4 protein-coding genes are annotated in these 4,207 nt (G+C 65.7%); 1 reads left to right on the top strand and 3 read right to left on the bottom strand.

Going from position 1 to position 4,207, the window contains the following annotated elements; genetic code table 11:
- Nucleotides 1-859: RNA polymerase sigma factor (locus Q4G50_RS14410; RefSeq protein WP_303378347.1), on the top strand; the 859-nt coding region annotated here is incomplete at its 5' end.
- 102 nt (nucleotides 860-961) lie between these two features.
- Here the strand turns inward: Q4G50_RS14410 and Q4G50_RS14405 are convergent.
- The 3 genes from Q4G50_RS14405 to Q4G50_RS14395 all read right to left on the bottom strand — a co-directional run.
- Nucleotides 962-2,200 (bottom strand): DUF418 domain-containing protein, encoded by a 1,239-nt coding sequence (locus Q4G50_RS14405; RefSeq protein WP_303378346.1) that lies wholly within the window; start codon nucleotides 2,198-2,200, stop codon nucleotides 962-964.
- A 1-nt stretch (nucleotide 2,201) separates the two neighbouring features.
- Nucleotides 2,202-2,762 (bottom strand): DUF4190 domain-containing protein, encoded by a 561-nt coding sequence (locus tag Q4G50_RS14400; RefSeq protein ID WP_303378345.1) that lies wholly within the window; start codon nucleotides 2,760-2,762, stop codon nucleotides 2,202-2,204.
- A gap of 107 nt (nucleotides 2,763-2,869) precedes the next feature.
- The coding region (locus Q4G50_RS14395) for a DEAD/DEAH box helicase (protein WP_303378344.1) at nucleotides 2,870-4,207 on the bottom strand (1,338 nt) is incomplete at its 5' end.

The following is a 4,207-nucleotide window of genomic DNA, read 5'->3' as shown; positions in this document are numbered from 1 at the left end:
GGCCAAGCGCATCGAGGCCGGCCTCTACGCCACCTACCGCATGGAGCAGATGGAGGAGGCTTTCGCCGGCGGCGACAAGGACGCCAAGCTGACCCCAGCGGTTAAGCGCGATCTCCGCGCCATCGCCCGTGACGGTCGCAAGGCCAAGAACCACCTGCTCGAGGCCAACCTGCGTCTCGTGGTATCCCTGGCCAAGCGCTACACAGGCCGCGGCATGGCGTTCCTCGACCTCATCCAGGAGGGCAACCTGGGTCTGATCCGCGCGGTGGAGAAGTTCGACTACACCAAGGGATACAAGTTCTCCACGTACGCCACCTGGTGGATCCGCCAGGCGATCACCCGCGCCATGGCTGACCAGGCCCGCACCATTCGTATCCCGGTGCACATGGTGGAGGTCATCAACAAGCTGGGCCGTATCCAGCGTGAGCTGCTGCAGGACCTGGGCCGCGAGCCCACCCCGCTGGAGCTGGCGAAGGAGATGGACATCACCGAGGAGAAGGTCCTCGAGATCCAGCAGTACGCCCGCGAGCCGATCTCCCTGGACCAGACCATCGGCGATGAGGGTGACTCCCAGCTGGGTGACTTCATCGAGGACTCCGAGGCTGTCGTGGCTGTCGACGCCGTCTCCTTCACCCTCCTGCAGGATCAGCTGCAGGACGTGCTGCAGACGCTGTCGGAGCGTGAGGCCGGCGTGGTCCGCCTGCGCTTCGGGCTGACAGACGGCATGCCGCGCACCCTCGATGAGATCGGCCAGGTCTACGGCGTGACGCGTGAGCGTATCCGTCAGATCGAGTCGAAGACGATGTCGAAGTTGCGCCACCCGTCGCGTTCCCAGGTGCTGCGCGACTACCTGGACTAATTGTCCTGCTTATCGACGCCCCCGTTCAAAATTGAACGGGGGCGGAACTTCGTACCGTCAAGGCCCCTGCCGCCATCGGCGGAGGGCCATTCGCGGTACGTTCTACCGCTTAACCGTGCCGGTGAGTTCTTTCGGCTGGTACACCGCCGGCAAACCTTCGCGCCCGTAGCTCAGGCGCCGGTGGACCCATTCGACGGGTCCGGGCCAGCCGCGCAGATCCCACACGTACGCCCACACGAGGGTGGTCAGCCACACGCCTAAGGCGAGGCCCATCTGTGGCAGGATGCCCGCCTCGCGGCCCCACCCCAGGGTGAAAGGCTGGGTGAGGGCCAGGAACAGCAGCGACTGCAGGATGTAGCCGGACATGGATCGCTGGCCGAGGGCGACGAAAGCCCGCCACCAGGGTTGGAGTGTGTCCACCGTCCCCTGGAAGAGCAGCGCCACCAGCGCCAGGGCAGCGGGGCCGGTGAGCAGCCCCAGGCCGGTGTTGGCGACATTGAGGGGCATTTCCCAGGTCGAGGGCAGTACTCCGAGCGAAGCGAGTCCCCACGGCAGCCCGATGAACAACACCACGGCGGCGCCGACTGCCACCCAGGTGGTGAGGAGGCGGCGGTGGGCGGGGGCGTCGATAAGCACTCCGCGTCGGGCCCACACGAAACCGATCATCATCAGCGGGCCGAGCATGAGGAACAGCACCGGGAAGCTGGCCACGGCGGCTAGGCCGGCGGCTGCGTTGAAGCCGAGGTATGCGAGATAGTTGTCGGAGGTTTCGATGAAGCTGCCCGGGGTCATCGCGAAATCGGTGAACTCAGGGAAGAACGACAGGGCCACACCCGCTATCGAGAACACGACGACGTTAAGGCCGAGCAGCACCCAGGCGATGATCATGATGGTGCGGTCACGCAACGTGATCATGGCGATGATGACGAAGGCGACGAGTGAATATTGCACGATGATGTCGCCGAAGAAGAGGAACACTAGATGCCCCAGACCGATGAGGGCGAGGAAGACGTAGCGTTTGTACAGCGCTCTCTTCGCCTTGCCGGGCGGGAATCCGCGCCGCCACAAGCTCATCGTGATGAGACCGATGCCGAAGCCGAGGAGGGTGGTGAACATCGGCAGGCCTCGCACGTGCACGAACATGGCGTGGAAAACCACTGCCAACTGTTCGAGAAGCGTTGCCTCGCCGTAGATGCCGCCGAAGTAGCCGGCCAGATCAGCGTTTTCCGCGACGGCCCAGGCGGTGGGCAGGTTGGCCAGGGCGATGCCTAGCAGTGCGAGTCCGCGGGCGATGTCGGGGGCGACAAAACGCGCCTTTTTCGCCGGTGCTGGGGCGTTCATGCTAGCTGTTCCCCCAGGAGTCGAGCGCGTCGTTGATGCAGGTCTGCTGGGCGTTGGGATCGCTGAGGTTGAAGCATTCCATCATGCCCGAGTCGGTGAGGATGAAGATGGCGAAGATCCAGAAGAGGATGGACGCCACGATCGACAGGATCGAGAGGATAAGGCCCGTCACGGACATACCCATGCGGCGCCCTGGCCCTTGGATTTTTCGGGCCTTGACGATGGCCACGATGCTCACGATGAGGCCGATCAGGCCAATGAGGAAAGCGAAGCCGGAGAAGAAGACGCTGATGCCTCCGATAAGTGCCAGGATGCCGACGCCGAGTGCCCACGGGGCGACACCGTTCTTCGCTTCTTCGACCGCCCACGTCGAGCCGCCTGGGGCGGCGCCGTAGGCGGGTTCCTGGTAGCCGCCGTACCCGGCGTAGTCATTGCTGGTCGACGCCGCCGACCCCGCCGTACCCTCATCACCCGAGGGGTATTGGTAAGTGTCGTAGTTGGGCTGCTCCGGCTCCTGCTTTTTCGGCTGCTCCGGCTCGTTGTTAGCGAAGGGGTTGGACATGTTGGAAGCCTTTCTCAGTTGGTGTGCTTCCACACTAACCCCGACGCGGGCCGGTTATTAAGGTCGCGTGAACAAAATCAGGGTTCTCCCTGACCCTTCCCCGCCCCTTACCAGCGGCGCAGGTAGGCGATGCGGTCGCGGAGCTGTTCGGCGGTGCACAGGGCGGTCGGTGGGCCGCCGCAGGCATTCCGGGCCTCCGTGTGGATCGCGCCGTGCGGGCGGCCGGTGCGCCCGGCGGTGATGGAGACAATCGCGTTGAGTTCTTTACGCAGCTGCGGGATCTCATCGCTGGCGACGCGCTCGGCGGCGGCTTTGTTGCCTTCCGATTCCCGCGCCGCCTCGTTGGCGGCAGCGACGGCGTCGCGGGTGTCCAGCTGCTCCTCCTGGCGTTTGCGCAGCAGGGCCTTCATCTGCTCGGCGTCGAGAAGTCCGGGCAGACCGAGGTAGTCGGCTTCCTCATCGGAACCGGAGAAGGTGGCGGTGCCGTAGGTCGAGCCGTCGTAGATGAGGGAGTCGAGTTCGGCGTCGGCGCCCAGGGACTCATAAGCCTTCTCCTCGTCCTTCTCGTTCCGCTCGCGGTTGGCCTCTGCCAGGGCTTCGTCGTCCCAGCCCTCCTGCGGACGGTCGGGTTTGCCCAGGACGTGGTCGCGGGAGGTTTCCAGCTTCTCCGCCAGGCCGAGGAGAACGGGCACAGACGGCAGGAACACCGAGGCGGTCTCACCGGGCATGCGCGAACGCACGAAACGGCCGATGGCCTGCGCGAAGAACAAAGGCGTGGAAGCGGAGGTGGCGTAGACGCCGACGGCCAGGCGCGGGACGTCAACGCCCTCGGAGACCATGCGGACGGCGACCATCCACTCGTCGGTGCTGCCGGAAAATTCCTCGATGCGGGCGGACGAGCCCGGCTCGTCGGAAAGAATGACCGCGACCGGTGTGGAGGACAATTTCCGCAGGATCGCGGCGTAGGCGCGCGCCGTCGCGGTATCGGTGGCAATGACCAGGCCACCGGCATCCGGCATGTTCTTGCGCAGCTGCAACAGGCGGGTATGTGCGGCCTGCAGCACCGCCGGGATCCAGTCGCCCTTGGGGTCGAGTGCTGTCTTCCAGGCCCGCGCCGTCTGCTCGGCGTTGAGTGGCTCACCGAGGCGGGCGGCGTACTCCTCGCCGGCGGAGGTGCGCCAGCGGGCCTCCCCCGAGTAGGCGAGGAAGACGACGGGGCGCACGACACCGTCGGCCAACGCATCGGCGTAGCCGTAGGTGTGGTCGGAGCGGGACACCAGGTGGCCCTCCCCGTCCTCCTCATAGCGGACGAAGGGGATGGCGGAGTCGTCGGAACGGAAAGGGGTACCCGTCAGCGCGAGACGATGCTCGGCGTCCGAGTAGGCCTCCCGGATGCCGTCGCCCCAGCTCTTGGCGTCGCCGCCGTGGTGGATCTCGTCGAGGAT

The organism is Corynebacterium sp. (assembly GCF_030538285.1).
Taxonomy (GTDB): Bacteria; Actinomycetota; Actinomycetes; order Mycobacteriales; family Mycobacteriaceae; genus Corynebacterium.
Note: the sequence above shows the minus strand (reverse complement) of the source record. Positions and strands in the feature narration are given on the sequence as shown.

Coding starts and splice junctions, on each gene's coding strand:
- Q4G50_RS14405 (WP_303378346.1), bottom strand. CDS start 2,200: ATGAACGCCCCAGCACCGGCGAAAAAGGCGCGTTTTGTCGCCCCCGAC.
- Q4G50_RS14400 (WP_303378345.1), bottom strand. CDS start 2,762: ATGTCCAACCCCTTCGCTAACAACGAGCCGGAGCAGCCGAAAAAGCAG.